The sequence below is a fragment of the Paenibacillus sp. T2-29 genome (assembly GCF_052921365.1).
The window spans coordinates 128,178-143,010 of sequence record NZ_JBREVE010000003.1; the positions used below are offsets into that span (position 1 = coordinate 128,178).

At 42.5% G+C, this 14,833-nt stretch carries 17 protein-coding genes and 1 tRNA gene; 14 read left to right on the forward strand and 4 right to left on the reverse strand.

The window, feature by feature from the left end:
• Positions 1 to 85 precede the first annotated feature (85 nt).
• The 3 genes from ACU1JV_RS10120 (at position 86) to ACU1JV_RS10130 (ending at position 1,230) form a co-directional block, all read left to right on the forward strand.
• Positions 86 to 355, forward strand: coding sequence for a hypothetical protein (locus ACU1JV_RS10120; protein ID WP_225683746.1), 270 nt, complete (start codon positions 86 to 88; stop codon positions 353 to 355).
• Between the two features lie 99 nt (positions 356 to 454).
• A complete protein-coding gene (locus tag ACU1JV_RS10125) occupies positions 455 to 553 on the forward strand; it encodes a hypothetical protein (protein ID WP_014599622.1) in 99 nt (32 codons plus the stop codon).
• A 224-nt stretch (positions 554 to 777) separates the two neighbouring features.
• Positions 778 to 1,230, forward strand: a complete 453-nt coding sequence (locus tag ACU1JV_RS10130) for a DUF6386 family protein (RefSeq protein ID WP_413985896.1) — start codon at positions 778 to 780, stop codon at positions 1,228 to 1,230.
• A 130-nt stretch (positions 1,231 to 1,360) separates the two neighbouring features.
• Here ACU1JV_RS10130 and ACU1JV_RS10135 read toward each other — a convergent pair whose 3' ends face one another.
• On the reverse strand, positions 1,361 to 2,491 hold the full coding sequence (locus tag ACU1JV_RS10135; protein ID WP_413985897.1) for a phosphodiester glycosidase family protein: 1,131 nt from the start codon (positions 2,489 to 2,491) through the stop codon (positions 1,361 to 1,363).
• A gap of 132 nt (positions 2,492 to 2,623) precedes the next feature.
• Between ACU1JV_RS10135 and ACU1JV_RS10140 the strand changes: the two genes are divergently transcribed.
• The 7 genes from ACU1JV_RS10140 (at position 2,624) to nspC (ending at position 10,384) form a co-directional block, all read left to right on the forward strand.
• The gene (locus ACU1JV_RS10140; RefSeq protein WP_165084207.1) at positions 2,624 to 3,097 is read left to right on the forward strand and encodes a hypothetical protein; all 474 of its coding nucleotides are present in this window, start codon (positions 2,624 to 2,626) and stop codon (positions 3,095 to 3,097) included.
• A 52-nt stretch (positions 3,098 to 3,149) separates the two neighbouring features.
• The gene (locus ACU1JV_RS10145; protein ID WP_413985898.1) at positions 3,150 to 4,463 is read left to right on the forward strand and encodes a PQQ-binding-like beta-propeller repeat protein; all 1,314 of its coding nucleotides are present in this window, start codon (positions 3,150 to 3,152) and stop codon (positions 4,461 to 4,463) included.
• A gap of 154 nt (positions 4,464 to 4,617) precedes the next feature.
• Positions 4,618 to 5,241 (forward strand): SMI1/KNR4 family protein, encoded by a 624-nt coding sequence (locus ACU1JV_RS10150; protein WP_013370427.1) that lies wholly within the window; start codon positions 4,618 to 4,620, stop codon positions 5,239 to 5,241.
• Positions 5,242 to 5,422: 181 nt separating this feature from the next.
• Positions 5,423 to 7,303 carry a molecular chaperone HtpG gene (gene htpG / locus ACU1JV_RS10155; RefSeq protein WP_413985899.1) on the forward strand — a complete coding sequence of 627 codons (1,881 nt, stop codon included), beginning with the start codon at positions 5,423 to 5,425 and terminating at the stop codon, positions 7,301 to 7,303.
• Positions 7,304 to 7,461: 158 nt separating this feature from the next.
• Entirely contained in the window at positions 7,462 to 7,722 is a 261-nt protein-coding gene (locus tag ACU1JV_RS10160) for a bacteriocin immunity protein (protein ID WP_013370429.1), read from the forward strand.
• A 314-nt stretch (positions 7,723 to 8,036) separates the two neighbouring features.
• On the forward strand, positions 8,037 to 9,236 hold the full coding sequence (locus ACU1JV_RS10165; RefSeq protein WP_013370430.1) for a saccharopine dehydrogenase family protein: 1,200 nt from the start codon (positions 8,037 to 8,039) through the stop codon (positions 9,234 to 9,236).
• Positions 9,237 to 9,244: 8 nt separating this feature from the next.
• On the forward strand, positions 9,245 to 10,384 hold the full coding sequence (nspC, locus tag ACU1JV_RS10170) for a carboxynorspermidine decarboxylase (RefSeq protein WP_413985900.1): 1,140 nt from the start codon (positions 9,245 to 9,247) through the stop codon (positions 10,382 to 10,384).
• Between the two features lie 200 nt (positions 10,385 to 10,584).
• Here the strand turns inward: nspC and ACU1JV_RS10175 are convergent, their stop codons facing one another.
• Positions 10,585 to 11,082, reverse strand: a complete 498-nt coding sequence (locus ACU1JV_RS10175; protein ID WP_064963204.1) for a hypothetical protein — start codon at positions 11,080 to 11,082, stop codon at positions 10,585 to 10,587.
• A 296-nt stretch (positions 11,083 to 11,378) separates the two neighbouring features.
• Between ACU1JV_RS10175 and ACU1JV_RS10180 the strand changes: the two genes are divergently transcribed.
• A complete protein-coding gene (locus tag ACU1JV_RS10180) occupies positions 11,379 to 11,894 on the forward strand; it encodes a hypothetical protein (RefSeq protein WP_413985901.1) in 516 nt (171 codons plus the stop codon).
• A 72-nt stretch (positions 11,895 to 11,966) separates the two neighbouring features.
• Complete coding sequence (locus ACU1JV_RS10185) at positions 11,967 to 12,476, forward strand: GNAT family N-acetyltransferase (RefSeq protein ID WP_413985902.1); 510 nt, start codon at positions 11,967 to 11,969, stop codon at positions 12,474 to 12,476.
• 103 nt (positions 12,477 to 12,579) lie between these two features.
• On the opposite strand, the gene ACU1JV_RS10190 is transcribed toward ACU1JV_RS10185, so the two are convergent.
• Positions 12,580 to 13,014, reverse strand: coding sequence for an N-acetyltransferase (locus tag ACU1JV_RS10190; RefSeq protein WP_346835501.1), 435 nt, complete (start codon positions 13,012 to 13,014; stop codon positions 12,580 to 12,582).
• A gap of 381 nt (positions 13,015 to 13,395) precedes the next feature.
• Here ACU1JV_RS10190 and ACU1JV_RS10195 point away from each other — a divergent pair.
• Positions 13,396 to 13,480 (forward strand) — tRNA-Leu (locus tag ACU1JV_RS10195).
• Between the two features lie 91 nt (positions 13,481 to 13,571).
• On the opposite strand, the gene ACU1JV_RS10200 is transcribed toward ACU1JV_RS10195, so the two are convergent.
• On the reverse strand, positions 13,572 to 14,102 hold the full coding sequence (locus tag ACU1JV_RS10200; protein ID WP_413987561.1) for an NAD(P)H-dependent oxidoreductase: 531 nt from the start codon (positions 14,100 to 14,102) through the stop codon (positions 13,572 to 13,574).
• Between the two features lie 197 nt (positions 14,103 to 14,299).
• Here ACU1JV_RS10200 and ACU1JV_RS10205 point away from each other — a divergent pair, with 197 nt between their 5' ends.
• Positions 14,300 to 14,656 carry a winged helix-turn-helix transcriptional regulator gene (locus ACU1JV_RS10205; RefSeq protein WP_064796177.1) on the forward strand — a complete coding sequence of 119 codons (357 nt, stop codon included), beginning with the start codon at positions 14,300 to 14,302 and terminating at the stop codon, positions 14,654 to 14,656.
• Positions 14,657 to 14,833 lie beyond the last annotated feature (177 nt).

Genomic DNA, 14,833 nt, shown 5'->3' on the forward strand with positions numbered 1-14,833 from the left:
TCAAATACTGTACAAGCATAACCAACTCCAATGCTGTATTATCCTCTGTGACTGGGCGCTAACCTCCATGTTAAAAGCTCTATATATGAAAGAAACTAATAGCATTTTCCCTCCGAAACTCTTGTCGATGGCGGATTTGTTGCACTTATTACATACCGAAACCAACCCGGGATTGGATGTTGTCGTATTTATAGGCACCACTCAATTTCTTTCATCCCAGCTAGAAACCCCGCTCCTTCAGAAGATGAAGCAGAAGGATGTGAGCAGGCTGCTGCGCAGAACAGACGACATTCTTTGCCAGTTGTCATCCCGAGTCATTACCGACCCATCCGAAACATACCAGTCCATTTTCTAAGAGGCTCCTTCACACAAATAAACTTACCGATTCGCCCGGTCGTTATCCGCTTTTCTACATACAATAAGAGTAAGCTTTAACGCAAGGAGGGATTTAGACATGGGTGAAGTAGGTTACGGTGGAGCATGGACATCCACAGGCGCGATTTTGGTATTGTTCATTTTGTTGGTGATTATCACCAAATCTTTTCTGATCTAACGTTAGGTTAGCATCGCTCAAACTTACAAAGCGACCCTCTTTCACGACATCGTGAGGGAGGGCTTTTTTAATGCAGAATGGATGGTGGCTCTAGTATGTTGTCTGGTTCTACAAGCATTGTTATACTTTACATACAGGGATAATTTCCCTCAAATCTATAGCAATACGGATAGCGGAAGACGTGGGAAAACGGAAAATTCGCTGACTATTATCAGGAGGATTGTATGATGAACATGGCAATCAGTCCATTTCAATTTACGACAGACACGGCGACTCTTTGCCTATTTGATACGCAAGCTCTGAAGCATCGTTTGAACGATGAGCCGGATTGGTGGTCTATCGAAGCAGACGAGCTGGGGGAGTTAAATGCGGGAAACGCTGCTTTCTTGAACCTGGGAGCGGATGGGACGTATGAGGTTGTGATAACAGATCATATCGAGCAGCCGACGGTGCGGCTGTTTTTGAAGGTTCCTTCAGGGAACATATTTATTGGTGCAGGAGAGGAAGCCACAGGTGGTGAGTTAGAACCTGATTGTGTATGGGGAGGGTCATTCCTGTCTGTGCAACCCGGACTTTATGAATGCTTGGCAAGCAGAGGAGAAAACCACCGTATTTATCTTTCTTTTAAAAAAGGAAGCGAAGGCAGCAACAGTTTTACCAGTCTGGTTCGATTGTAGGTTGCAGGATCAACCCGTAACGGATCAGACAAACCGCTCGAACACAGGGGAGCCATAATAACCGGGACTGGGAAAAAGGAAAAAGCTATCCCCACGGCTTGCAGATCCGTGAAGACAGCCCTTTATTCGTCTATTGATACTTTACAATAATAGCGTTGCTGATCTGGCGGCCGGGTGTGGTGAGGTAAGAGCCGTTGTAGTACAGTCCGCTGGAAGCACCGCCATCCAGATTCATGGCCTGATAAGCGCCAGCCTGCTTCATCATTTGGGCGAGCTGTGGAATGGTCGCTCCGCTTGTGGTCAGGAGGATCAGCTTATGATCCCTAGTAATTCCAAGTGCGCTGCGGGCGCCGCCGCCTGTTAATATTTTAGGGTCTTTGAAGCCTTCGGCTTTGACATTTAGGGAAACCTGACCGTTCGTAACCAGACGAGGTCCAGCTTGAAGAGCACCTTCGACGCTGCCTTGACTTAACTGTTGTTCAAAGACAGAACCTGACACAAGCTTGGCTAAATGGTTAGCATCGTAGGTAAAGACGGTACGTTGGTCACCGGAGCTTTTTTTCAACAGCTTGCCATGGCTGACCAGATAGCCGTAAGGCGTCTTGTAGGAGCTTTTGGTATAGGCGTCAAAGAATGTGCCATTAATGGCTACAACCGCTTGATTGCGTTTGGCAAGACTGCTTAAGTCCTCCACTTTACCAAGGGTATCGCTTGCCAGTGCCACGTCCAAACTTATCTTGGGATGGAGCATGGAGATGGTGACCACCTTAGCGGAAAAGGTACGAGATCCAACCTTGAAGCTCTTATGAGCTGTCGTGATCGGGGCAGTATTTCCGGGTAGCTTGCCGGTAAGTACCGGAAGCGTAACAGACGTCGTACCCTGCGTAATACGCACAGCTGAGGTTTCTTTTTGCCATAAGACTTGCAGATTTAGAGATTGGCTGATGAACTGCAAGGGTACATAGGTAGCGCCGTTATCGGTAAAAGGTGCATTTTGCATACGAACCGTTTGATCATTTACTTTAGCAACAGTTTGTCCCGTAAATAAGGTAAGCCGGGTATTGCCTTGCGCTATTTCTATTTTTTTGTCCGCTGGGTTCAGGTTGAGCGTGATCCCTTCATAGCTGTTCAGGAGGCGAAGCGGGATGAAGGAGTGGTTATTCTGATCCACATAAACCAGCATAGGTGCTGGTGCAGCAGCGTAGATCGGGGTTACAAGTAAGAGCATGGACAGGATGATAAGTGCGGTGATTCTTTTCATGAATAGATCAATCTCCTTATGTAGTCTTAACTATGGACGAGGTGCTTGTACTTATATCGGGTTTTATGAGTTATAAGTGTATGTTACGCGAATTTTGAGTGTTTGGATGATACAGAAACGGGGTGGCTGGAGATGAGCAGGTATGAGACAAGACTTGAGGATTACCGTCGCAGGGAGCGCCCTTCTTATCGTGTTTTTGAAGGAATGCAGGAATTGGTGTGCAGTGTGGGGCAGCTGCATAATAACTGGTTATATGTGAATGTGGATCAATGGGATCAGGACCCTGTTCATACACCGATTTATTATTTGGATGAGCATTGGCTGGAGGAATGTGCAGAGGACGGTACAGCCGCAACCAACGAACAGGACGAGTATATTTCCCTATGGATATCAGATCGTCAGGTTCAAACCTGGTTTGAGCTGGCCACCTTTGAAAGTGTTGTAGAAGTTCTTAAGGCTGCTGGAAAGCCAGTAACACTTCAGATGGTGATTGTGGCGGTCAAATATTACGACAAGCGCGATGCCTATCTGGACTATGACGAGGTAAAGGCAGTGACAGACCTGTGGTCTGTGTTGACGAAGGTGAGGAACCACCTAACAGAATGAATAAAGCCTGTAGAACAAATAAGACATACATACACTGGATGGGGGAAGCAGGATGAGTTGGTTGGATCATGAAATGGCGGCACAGTGGCGACAGGAAGGAAAAAGGTATGCCGCAGACGTGAATGAATTTGTCAGAATCGGTATGGAAAGCCAGTGGCAGCAGGAGCAGCCAGAGCCAAAGCGAGACGAACGCTCCAAACTGGCCGAAGATATTTTTCGTATGATTCAGGAGGCAAATCAGGCAGAGGAAACAGAGAAGTTACGTCAGGAGATTCCGGCTGCATCCTGGCCGCTTACAGCAGCGTTTGAGGAGGCTTTGCAAGCCGTTAGGCCGATGGCTTTTATGAATGGAGGCAATGAAGTCATTCTACATGCAGGCAATCCTCGGGAACGCGGACAGATCTATGTGACGGGAAAAGATGGAATCAGGCAAATCCCCGGAATGCACCGAGTAGGTTGTTCGCCGGACGGGAGTTATTTTGCGTTGGTGGATGGAAATGGGATTCGGATTGTTCGTCAACCGGACCGAAATTTGCAAGGCGAAGAGACAGCGCATTTTCAATGGACGGATATACAAGTCCGCTTAAAAGCATCTATTCCTGACTTGGAATGCTTGGCGGATGAGGAGCATCCTGAGGATATATTAGATGAAGTGATTCCTTTTGGCGATGGACAGCGCCTGTTGCTGGTTTGCGGTTACGGTGTTTATTTGCTGGCTGGTGATCAGGTGGAATTGATTCATCCCACGGCGTCTGAACGAAGGGAATTGGGACTGGAAGACACGATTGTGGATATGGCGCATGGAGCTGTGTCGAAGGATGGACGCTGGCTCGCATATGGCAGCCAGATGAGTGAGCATTTGCTTATGGACTTAACCGATAAGACGGTGCATACATTGGAGCCAGGCTCCAGCTATCCGCATTATGCCCTATTTTCCAAAGATGATATGGATGTCTGGTACAATGCCTGTCATTTCTACAACGGTGCCACCATTCAGGTGCCAATTGCCGAAGTGGAGCAGGGAATTGCTCAGAATAAGGAAGAATGGCCGATAATAAATGAAGAAATGCGAGTATACGCTGCAGTAGCGCTGACACAAGGATCTATTCTAGGTGATGCCTACGGCTATCTCCGTCTTATTGATAGAGAGGGGCGTGAACTTTGGCGCTATTTTGTCGGCAGTACGATATCCGGGCTGGCAGTTACACCTGATGAAGGCATGCTGGCGGTTGGGACGTATGGCGGTATGCTTCATTTGATTGATTTGCAGAGTGGCTCAAAGGATGAATATAGCATTGGCACTGCTCCAATTCACGAGACAGAGCGTTGGTTGCTCTGGCGTAGTTATGAGCCATTGCGCTGGTAATACTAATATTCCGCAAATGGTGAAAAAAGCAAGTTCTGATAAGCTGAACATAAAAAGAGTAGTGGATAAATTGCAATGCTATTTTCATATAAAGACGCATGAGGCATACACCTATGGTGCAAAATGGGAATAAAAAGGAAAGAGGTGTGAGAACATGGACAAGAAAGCGGATATTCGCACATCCATGAAGGAGTTATTTGCACAGATGAATGAAGCCTTTTTTATGGATGTGGAAGAAAATGTACCGTTCGAAATGCGTGATGGGAACGTCGATGAGGAGGGATGGATCAAGTGGAAACCTATTCCTTCACAGATTACAGAACAGGAAGTTCGGGATATGGAAGAAAAATACCATTTTGAACTGCCGCCTCTGCTAAGGAATTTTATCATGTCCTACCATTATGTATCTTTACAATTCGATAATGAATCTATTCCGGGAGTATACTGGAGCGATTGTACGTTTGTAGAGTTTCCACGTCTGCCGATAGGTCATGGCTTAAAGGCATTTTATGATTTGATCGATCAATGGTCACCTTTGCTGTCAGCAGGCTATATTCCATTTGCAATTGCAGAAGACAATCAGGGTCCTGTGTGTTTAAATGCAGGTAGCAGACATAAGGACGGAGATTATCCTATTGTCTGGTTCTTTCATGAGGATCTAAGGCATTTGGATGAGGATGAGCTACGGATCAGGAGTAATCTGCTTCCTCATGTGCAGGGGCTGTTTCCATCCTCTGTCGAACTGTTTAACGTTATGTTTAAGCAGATCAGACACTAGCGATTTCCTGAAATGTAATTTTACTGTGCAGGTTAAGCAAGATATTGACATAAAAAATGAGGAATGTTATAAAAAAGGTAGGCTAGCACTCGAATGGTGGGAGTGCTAACAAAGTTGAATCGTTTGCATAGCTCTTATCCGCTGGCCTTACATAGGTTTATATTTGAAAGGAGATATCCGAATGGAGAAAAAACAGTTTCAGGCTGAGTCCAAGCGTCTGCTCGAAATGATGATTAACTCGATTTACACTCAAAAGGAAATTTTCCTAAGAGAGCTGATCTCCAACGCAAGTGATGCGATTGACAAAATTTATTACAAAGCACTGACAGACGATCAATTGGTCTTTGACAAAGAAAATTATTATATTAAAGTAATTGCCGATAAGGATAATAGAACGCTAACGCTACGTGATACCGGGATTGGGATGACCAAGGAAGAACTGGAAAATAATCTGGGCGTCATTGCTAAAAGTGGTTCATTGGCATTCAAAAATGAAAATGAGTCCAAGGATGGTCATGACATCATCGGTCAATTCGGCGTCGGCTTCTATTCAGCTTTCATGGTAGCAGATGTAGTTACAGTAACTACCAAGGCTTTGGGAAGCGATACGGCTTATAAATGGGAATCAACAGGTGCTGACGGTTATACCATTGAGGCGGCTGAGAAGGACGAGGTCGGAACCGAGATTGTACTGAAAATCAAGGAAAACACCGAGGATGAGTCCTACGACGAATATTTGGACGAGTACCGTTTAAAAGCGCTTATTAAAAAATACTCTGACTTTATCCGCTACCCGATTAAAATGGATGTTACAGGCAAACGTCTGAAAGAAGGAAGCGACAACGAGTTTGAGGATTACAAAGAAGAACAGCGTATTAACAGCATGGTGCCCATCTGGAGAAAAAATAAAAGCGAGCTAACCGACGAGGATTATCAAAACTTCTACGCGGAAAAACGCTATGGCTACGACAAGCCGCTCCAGCATATCCATGTCAGCGCGGACGGCGCGGTAGTGTACCAAGCTATTCTGTTTATTCCTGAGAACATACCGTTTGATTTTTACTCCAAGGAATATGAAAAAGGGCTGGAGTTGTATGCCAACGGTGTACTGATCATGGAAAAATCTCCTGACCTGCTGCCGGATTATTTTAGCTTTGTGAAAGGTATGGTTGACTCCGAAAGTCTGTCACTCAACATTTCGAGAGAAATGCTGCAGCATGACCGTCAGTTGAAGCTGATTGCCAAAAATATCGAAAGTAAAATTAAAGGCCAGCTATTGACACTACTCAAAAATGATCGGGAGAAATATGATCAATTCTACAAATCATTTGGCAGACAATTGAAATTTGGTGTCTACAACGATTACGGCAGACATAAAGAAACCCTTCAAGATCTGCTTATGTTCTACTCTTCTACAGAGAAAAAACAGGTTACTTTGGACGAATATGTATCTCGTATGCCAGAGGATCAAAAGTATATTTATTATGCTTCCGGGGAGTCCAACGAGCGTATTGAAAAGCTGCCGCAGACCGAATTAGTGGCCGATAAAGGCTATGAAATTTTGTACTTCACTGATGATATTGATGAGTTCGCTATTAAAATGCTCTTAAGCTATAAAGAGAAAGAATTCAAATCCGTATCGAGTGGCGATCTGGGGATTGAATCTGACGAAAATGAGAAAGAAACTAAAGCGGAACAAAACGACAACAAGGAGTTGTTCGAGTACATGAAGGGCTTGCTGGAAGGCAAAGTATCCAGTGTAAAAGCCTCCAAACGCTTGAAAACACATCCGGTATGTCTGTCCGCAGACGGCGAAGTGACTATTGAGATGGAGAAAATTTTGAACGCCATGCCGAATAACGCTGATGTCAAAGCGAATAAAGTGCTGGAAATCAACGTGAACCATGCGGTGTTCAACTCTTTGAAAGAAGCCTTTGCCGAGGATAAGGAGAAGGTAAACCTCTATACGGCATTACTGTATAATCAAGCTTTGCTGATCGAGGGCTTGCCGCTGCAAGATCCGGTTGAATTCACGAACGATATTTGCAAAATCATGGTTTAATATGCTTTATTACGATATAGAGCCGTTCCCGTACCGGGGGCGGCTTTATTTATTATGACACTTCTTAAAGCTCCATAATAGGTCGTATAGTGCTTACACTAGAAGTGTAAGGCTACAACACTATGTTGACTATAATCCATACCTAGGAGGGCGATTGTATGAGTCTGGACCGAAACCCATTGAAACTCCAAAAGTTAAACCGAAGTGAGCTTATACAGTTGGTGGACAAAATTATCAGAGGCGAGGGAACGGAGGAGGAACTTGACAGCATGCTGACTGAAGTCATGCAAAATACACCTCATCCGGGGATTAGTAATTTGATTTATTGGGATGACCGTGATTTGAGTGCGGCAGAGATTGTAGATGAAGCATTAGCCTATCAGCCCATTATTTTACCACCCCATGAATCTTCTTCATAGGACGCGGAGGGGTGGTCTTTTGTTCAAAAATAAGATAATATGATTTCTTTAAGACATGAGCATTATATTCAAGAAAACTTCCATTAAAGGTGTGTTGGATTCCTTGTAATGTATGGGGAAATGTTTGCTTTTGGCTCGCTTCACAAAGAATTTATGCATAATTTTGGGATTTGTAAAGTTTTTGTGACATGCTCCTGTGAATTTTGACACAGCAAATTGTCGTTTTTCTTGATTATTTGGTGGGATGTCTTTATAATCATTTTGTTTGCAAGAATGAATAGCGATTAGCGTATGGAATAAGGAGGTTATTTATTTTGGGAAAAGCATTGATTATTGGCGCCGGTGGCGTGGCCAGCGTTGTGGTGCATAAATGTTGCCAAAACCCAGATGTATTTGAAGAAATTTGTATCGCAAGCAGAACTGTTGAGAAATGCGATGCGCTTAAAGAGAAGCTGGGTGGAGGTCGTACGAAGATCCAAACGGCTCAGCTTGATGCTGACAACACCGACATGGTCATTGACTTGATTCGAAGCTTTCAACCGGATGTAGTTATCAATGTGGCTCTCCCTTATCAGGATTTGACGATAATGGATGCTTGCCTTGAGACAGGTGTTCATTACGTTGATACGGCGAACTATGAACCGCCGGATACGCCGAAGTTTGAATACAGCTGGCAATGGGCCTACAAAGAAAGATTCGAAAAAGCAGGAATTACAGCTCTGCTGGGCAGCGGTTTTGATCCAGGTGTGACTGGAGTATTTACGGCATATGCTCAAAAGCACTATTTTGATGAAATTCATACGATTGATATTGTGGATGCAAATGCAGGGGACCACGGATATCCTTTTGCAACTAACTTTAATCCGGAAATCAATATTCGTGAAATTACAGCGAAAGGCCGTTACTTTGAAAACGGAGAATGGATTGAAACTGAGCCACTTTCTGAGAAAAAAGTATACGACCTGCCTGAAATTGGACCGAAAAATATATATCTTTTGTATCATGAGGAACTGGAATCTCTTGCAGTGAATATTAAAGGCGTGAAAAAAATCCGCTTCTGGATGACGTTCTCGGACAATTATCTGAATCATTTGAACGTACTTCAAAACGTAGGCATGACTTCGATCGAGCCTATTGATTATGAAGGACAACAAATCATTCCACTGCAATTCCTGAAAGCTATTTTGCCGGACCCGGCTTCTCTGGGACCAAGAACAAAAGGCAAAACAAACATTGGCTGCATCATCCAAGGCGTGAAAGATGGAAAGCCAAAAACCTATTATGTTTACAACGTTTGTGATCATGAGGAATGTTATGCAGAGGTTGGCTCCCAAGCCATTTCTTATACAACAGGTGTTCCTGCCATGATCGGTGCAATGCTTATCATCAAAGGTCTCTGGAAAAAGCCAGGCGTTTACAACGTTGAGGAATTCGATCCAGATCCATTCATGGAAGCACTAAATAAACACGGATTGCCATGGCAAGAGAACTTTTCGCCAACGTTGCTTGATTGAGGTCTGCGATGAATATTGATATTACCGGACTCCCATCACCTTGTTATCTTGTTGACGAAAGACTTCTTGTCAAAAACCTTGAGGTTTTGAATTCCGTACAAGAGCGGACAGGTTGCAGTATTCTGCTTGCTCTTAAGGGATTTTCGATGTTTTCGACCTTTCCTCTGGTTGGCAAATACTTAAAAGGCGTAACCTCCAGTTCGTTGTTCGAGGCAAGACTCGGTCGCGAAAAAATGGACAAGGAGGTTCACGTATACGCACCAGCTTATGTTGACAGTGAATTTGATGAGCTATTGGAGTATGTTGACCATATTGTTTTCAACTCCTTTGATCAACTGAAACGCTTCAAAAGCAGAGTGCAAGGCGTAACTTCCAAAAAAATCGATATCGGCATTCGAGTGAATCCGGAATATTCGGAAATTGAAACGCCGCTGTATGATCCTTGCTACAACAACTCCAGAATGGGTGTGACTCTGGCTAACTTTAGACCTGAGGATCTGGATGGCGTGGACGGTATTCATTTTCATACGATGTGTGAACAGAATTCAGATACGCTGGAGCGCACTATTAAAGTCGTGGATGAGAAATTCGGGCCATACATTAAGCAAATGAAATGGCTCAATTTTGGCGGCGGTCACCATATTACCAGAGAAGACTATGATCTGGACACACTGGTACGCTGTATCCAATATTTTCAGGATAAATACGGTGTGCAAGTTTATCTTGAGCCAGGCGAAGCTATCGCTCTGAACACCGGATATCTGGTTACAACCGTATTGGATACGATGAAAAACGGAATGGACATTGCCATTCTGGATACTTCGGCTGAATGTCATATGCCTGATGTGCTGGCTATGCCTTACCGCCCGAATATCATTGGTGCTGGCAAGCCTGGTGAGTATGCACATACTTACAGACTTGGAGGACTTACGTGCTTGGCTGGAGATGTGATTGGTGACTATTCCTTTAAAGAGCCATTGAAGCCGGGAGACAAGCTTGTATTCTGCGACATGGCCCATTACACGATGGTCAAAAACCATATGTTCAACGGTGTCAACCTGCCAGCCATCGCCAGCTACAACGACGAAGAGGGCATCAAGGTAATCCGTCAGTTCTCCTACGAGGACTTTAGCTCGCGTTTGTCGTAAGGAAAAGGCAAAATTAAATGAACTGAGTTTAACGAAGGAATGACTCAACTACAAAAGCCTCGCCCTTTTAAAAAAGGGTGAGGCTTTTTGATGTAGTTAGGATTTTTTAGTCTTTATATGTGTCTGTTGCTTGTATCCAATACGACAACAGGCATTAAAGAACGATACACAACTTGAAAAGTTACATAAATTTAATTAGTCTACCTTACAGCTTCAGAAGAGACTTTATAGTCAAATATATGTCCTCCAGGTTGAATTCCTGGAAAAACCTCGACGGCTAGGTAGTATTCTTTACCTTTTTCAAGTTCTACTTCTAAAGAATATTGGCCATCTCTTGAACGTTTCATTTTACGACCAGTATTATCGTAAACAGTCATTTGCAACCAGGAATCAGAATATCTGTCTCCCTGAATTGTAAAATGGACTTTTTGCGATTCAAAAGCCTTAATTCTATATACATCGTAGGCTTCCCAGACTCCAGGCACACCCTCGGCACCAAGTCTTCCGATAACAGCGTCACCTATAAAATAGTAGTTAGCCTGTTCAAAACTATCATTTGGTTCCTGTTCATGATATTCAAGTACAGAGGAAGGAGTTAAGCCGTTTGTAGCGGATGCTGCTTCTTGAGCAGATGCAACAGCGGTGGATGTGCTTAATAGAAGTGCAAGACCTAGTGTGGAAAAAACTGCCTTTTTCATTTAATCATCTCTTCCCTTCTTTTATTTTGGGATTTATATAATATACTTACTAATCCCATCCATTATTATATAGTATGTTCCAGTAAATTGGAATAAAAATGTAACAATAAACAAAAGTATATATTTTTTTGTCACAATTATGATTTTTTACAAATTTATTCACTAATTTTCAATTAAGAGTTAGCCAACTTACTGTATACTATAGAATTCCGTCTTAATATGCTTTCGTGAAAAGGGGCATCCTATTTTAGGAGTAACACAAGCTATGTTATACTCAACAACTGGGGGTGAGAAAAATGTTCGACCCGACCGTTTTTGATAATTTAAAAGTGGCTATGGAAAATGCGGTTTATGATCTGGATAATCTGGATTCACGTATTAACATTACACAGCGAATCGATAGATTGGAAATGTCGGTAATGTCGCGTGAATTTGGTGTACAGTTCAGTCTGAGAGAACAGCTGGGTGTGACGGCAGAACTTCAACTAAAAATGGATTTAAACAACCTGGCTGCAGAAATTTTGGAAATGGAAGATCAAACTCCGGGATGTAGCTTATTGCTGTATTTTGATATGAAGATTCGAGATATTGAGACACAATGCAGCCGGATTGAAAAAATACTGGCCGAAATTTGGAAGCCTGAACTTCGACCAGTACAGACGCTAAGTCAGATTTACGGAGAGAAGACATCTACATACCATAATAGGATTGAACTCCAATTTTCCAGGCAAATTAACGAAGATCAGATGGAGGATATTCCAGAGTTGTTGGAACATATGTTGCTGACGCTTATGGAATTAAACAAGGTCTAACCCCCTCTTTCTCTTAATGAAAGACAGGCTGTTGTCGTTGGGGGGATGTAGAGGTAAAGGAGCTAGGGATATATGATAAATGAACATGATTTTTCTGAAATATATGCGATTATGGAATCTTCTTTTCCAGCATCAGAATGCAGGACGTTTGAGGCTCAAAAGGCTTTATTGAAGCATCCTAGCTATCGTATTATCACTGAAAAAAATGAGCAGGGTAACATAGTGGCTTTTTTGGCAGGTTGGGAGTTCGCGCATTTTCGGTTTGTAGAGCATATTGCGGTAGATTCCCGTATACGAGGTGGCGGATTAGGCCAAAAGCTTATGGGTAGATTTATCTCACGGTCTGATCAGCCGGTAGTGCTAGAGGTTGAGCCGCCAGTAGATGAATGGTCACGAAGAAGAATCGGTTTTTACGAACGATTGGGATTCCATTTGAACCATTTTGAATATGTACAGCCCCCTCTAAGAGAAGGACAGGCTGATCTGCGACTTCAAATTATGAGCTATCCAGATGCGTTGACTGAATCGGCGTTTGCTCCGTTTAAAGAGATTTTATATACCGAGGTATATGGGCTTAAGTAAGAGACTAGACAGTTAGTAGATAAAATTAAAAGGCTCTGCTTGTGCCGTATGGATACGGGAGCGGAGCCTTTGTTCTAAAAAGTTAAAGGGTGCTTCATTATTATTAATGTTTAGTCCATATCATCACAAATTCCTTCTCCTCAGTTTCGGCATCCACAGATTCCGCTTGAATGGTAAATCCATTTTTAGTATAAAAGTTAAATGCTTTCGTGTTGGACTGATACACCTTTAATTGAATTTCGTCATGCTGCTTCTTAACCCAATCTAATAGTAGCTTGCCATAGCCTTTTCTTTGAGAATCAACACGTATAAACAGAGCAGCCAAGTATCCATCCAACATGGAAACGAAGCCGCCAATCGTATGATCATCCTGTATGATAACGTAGTTTTGAGCGAGGGGAAGGTACTTGTTCTCCATCTCGGCAGCTTGAGATTTCCAATACTGTGGAGCAATAAAATGATGGGCTTCTACAGAAGCATCCAGCCAGATGGCTACCAGTTCTTTCAACTCTTCTACTTTCACAGGTCTAATCGACATTGTAACGCCTCTTTTCACATTATGTAATCTTATCTATATTAAGTATGATACTGAAATAAAAAAGACCGTCCGTAGACGGTCTTTCTACCCGTGGCGCTTAATTAAAACCTTGATCCGTATCCCGCGCCTCCGTCAACTCTGTAAATTAGAGAATAACGGACCGGGTAAGGGATACGCTCAACATGTGATTATTGATGTTGACGCACCTCCTTTCCTGATGCGTTCATCTTACCATATCTGGTTGGTGATATCCAGTGATTTTATTATATTTGCTAGTATTATTCATAGAAAATATAATATAAAAATGGCTTGCTTTTAAATTCTATGCAAGATATAATCTTAATTACGGTAATTAAAGATGTTGCCGTCAATACATAGTATGCGGTCGTGGCGGAATTGGCAGACGCGCACGGTTCAGGTCCGTGTGGGCTAACCCCCCGTGGAGGTTCGAGTCCTCTCGACCGCATTATACCTAACCATTACAGGTTCTTGGATTGGCTGGATGCCACCAAGAGCCTGTTTTTATATGGTTAAGATGCATGTTGTAAATAGCCATTTTATTTATACTGGAATATATATTTAATATAGTCTTTTGCACTCTGGTTAATGTCTTCGTCACTTGCTTGAAACGAGGCTCCAAAGACAGCGAAATAGGGTAATGTCGTGGCGCCAACATGTACTGCGCTTGCTTTGAAAGGTGCTATAACTTCATCTACCGTAAAGGTAACGGAACCAGTAGATAAGTAGCTTTCTTTTTTATCACCAATCGACATGGCGATCCCTAGCTTCTTTCCTTTTAACTTATCACCTTTTGAACCATAAGCCCATCCATGCGTAAAAACATCATCAAACCACTTTTTTAACAGAGGAGGATAACTGTACCAATATAAAGGAAATTGAAATATGATATTGTTGTGTGCTTCAAGTAACTTTTGTTCTTTCAAAACATCAATATTCCAGTTTGGATACTCTTTATAAATTTCATGAATTGTAATTTCATTGGTATATTGAAGTAATTCTTGTTTCCATCTTTGATTTACTCTGGAATCTTCAATATTCGGATGTGCTAAAATCACGAGAGTCTTCATCATAAATCACCTTTCTTACATAGCATCATTTGCTTTTTGTGGATACGTATTATTATTCTGTACGCTATAAAAAAAGTAAATACACACAATAAAGTAATATAGTTACTTGAAAGTGTGCATGGTACTTAGAGTAAAGATATGTGATTATAGAATTAATTAGATCAACTTAGTTATTTTAGCGTTGAAGAGGTGGTCGTATGAAACAATATAATTTAGGCATAGAAGCAACACTTGAGATCATCGGAGGTAAGTGGAAATCTTTAATCATATGCTTACTAATGTCTGGTAGAAAGAGGACAAGTGAATTACAGCGTAGTATTCCAGGGGTTTCTCAAAAAGTCCTTATACAGCAGCTCCGTGAACTTGAGAAGGATGGCATCGTTGGCAGACATGTGTATAATCAAATGCCTCCAAAAGTGGAATATTATATAACAGAATATGGTATAACAGCAAATGAAATAATTGATTTAATGTGTACCTGGGGAAGATCGAATATCAAAAAAAGACAACAGCAAGGAGAAGATGTGCGGTTGTTAGAAAGTGAGTCAAAATGAATAGTGGAGTGAAAGAGCGCTGGAGACTATGATGTTTACGGCGATTTTCTTTTTTTATAGAGTCGGTGGTTCGGGGATGTCTGTTGTCGAGTATATGATCGGTTGCCTTCAAGTACTATGTTATATGTTGAGCCACAAGCTGATTTGTAATATAGTTATGACTGGACAACCATTCCA